Origin of the sequence: Rhodosalinus sediminis, from assembly GCF_003385555.1 — a bacterium.
GTDB lineage: Bacteria > Pseudomonadota > Alphaproteobacteria > Rhodobacterales > Rhodobacteraceae > Rhodosalinus > Rhodosalinus sediminis.
This window is the reverse complement of record NZ_QOHR01000072.1, coordinates 356-1,191: the sequence shown is the minus strand read 5'-3', so window position 1 is coordinate 1,191 and position 836 is coordinate 356. Positions and strand designations below refer to the sequence as shown.

Annotated in this window: 1 protein-coding gene; it reads left to right on the top strand. The window is 19.5% G+C overall.

The window, feature by feature from the left end; genetic code table 11:
* Positions 1-42: 42 nt before the first annotated feature.
* Positions 43-225, top strand: coding sequence for a proton-conducting transporter transmembrane domain-containing protein (locus tag DRV84_RS16295; RefSeq protein WP_101335831.1), 183 nt, complete (start codon positions 43-45; stop codon positions 223-225).
* The last annotated feature ends 611 nt before the right edge of the window (positions 226-836 follow it).

Here is an 836-nt window from a genome sequence, read left to right as displayed (position 1 = left end):
TTTTTTTTTTGGTTTCCTTCGGTTTGTTCTGGTTTATCGTGAATGTCTTGTTTTATATTAATATCTTTTCAAAAATTAATTCCTTTGATAATTATGAGAATTTTTATTTCTTATGTGATTTATATGATAGTAGTGGTTAGATTATTTTTTGGAGTTTTTGGATGTTATAATCAAAGGAATTTTAAGCAGTTAATTGCTTATTCTTCTGTGTATCATATAGGCTGAATTATATTATGTAATTTTTCTGATGACTNGTGTATCATATAGGCTGAATTATATTATGTAATTTTTCTGATGACTTAAGTTGATTTGTATATTTATTATTATATTCTTTAATAATTTTTCCAGTTATGAAATTTTTTAGATTTTTATTATTTGAAGATTTTACAATGTTGATAAAAATAAAATATAAGGGTTGGTTGATTTTAATGGTATTAAGAATAGCTGGGATACCTCCTTTATTAGGATTTTTTTTAAAGTTGTTTGCTTTTATAATGATTTTTAAATATGAGTATTATTTTATAATGTTTTTAATTTTTTGTTCTGTAGTAATGTTTTATGTATATTTTCGTATGATTTATGATGTTTTAATGAGATATTATGATAATATGAATTGAATAAATTTTACTATAATGTATAATAAAAATAATTATTTAATTATAATTAATATTGTAGGGTTAATAATGGGAGTTTTTTTAGTTGTTTTTTTTGTTATATAGTTTATTAAGATAATAATTCTATTAGCTTTCAAGGTTAAAAGTGTATATTTAAAATAATTTTATCTTATATGAATTTACAGTTCATCATCTTATGATTTCTTAATTATAATTTTAAAT

Bases quoted from the DNA above. Each gene is read 5' to 3' on its own strand.
- DRV84_RS16295 (WP_101335831.1), top strand. From the start codon at position 43: ATGTCTTGTTTTATATTAATATCTTTTCAAAAATTAATTCCTTTGATA.